General features: G+C 64.5%; 1 protein-coding gene. It reads left to right on the top strand.

The window, feature by feature from the left end:
• On the top strand, nucleotides 1–558 hold a 558-nt coding region (locus tag GPA25_RS23680; protein ID WP_425486421.1), incomplete at both ends, for a formate dehydrogenase subunit gamma.

Here is a 558-nt window from a genome sequence, read left to right as displayed (position 1 = left end):
CGATGGGCATTGTTCCGGAGAAGCACTTCCGGCGCTTCCCGTGGGGCTGGCGCATTGCGCACCTGGCCTTCGCGCTCGTGACGATGACGCTGGTGCTGACCGGGACCGCCGCGCTCTTCGCCGACAGTAGCTGGGCACCGAAGGTGGCTGCGGCGCTGGGCGGTCCGAAGATCCTCGGCCTCATCCACCGTGTCGCGGCGGCGCTGTTCGTCGGCATCTTCTTCATTCACTTCGTCTACGTGATGTCGCGCCTGTTGCGCGACCGCAAGTTCCGCTGGTTCGGTCCGGATTCGCTGATTCCGAACTGGAAGGACCTTGCCGACTGCGTGGGCATGTTCAAGTGGTTCTTCGGCAAGGGCCCGCGGCCGCAGTTCGACCGCTGGACCTACTTCGAGAAGTTCGACTACTGGGCGGTGTTCTGGGGTGTGAATATCATCGGCTGGAGCGGCCTGATGCTGGCCTTCCCGCATGTCACGGCGAGCTTCCTGCCGGGCTGGGTGTTCAACGTCGGCACCCTGGTGCATGGCGAGGAAGCCTTCCTGGCGGCGGTGTTCCTCT

It is taken from the genome of Aromatoleum diolicum (genome assembly GCF_012910955.1).
GTDB lineage: Bacteria > Pseudomonadota > Gammaproteobacteria > Burkholderiales > Rhodocyclaceae > Aromatoleum > Aromatoleum diolicum.
Note: the sequence above shows the minus strand (reverse complement) of the source record. Positions and strands in the feature narration are given on the sequence as shown.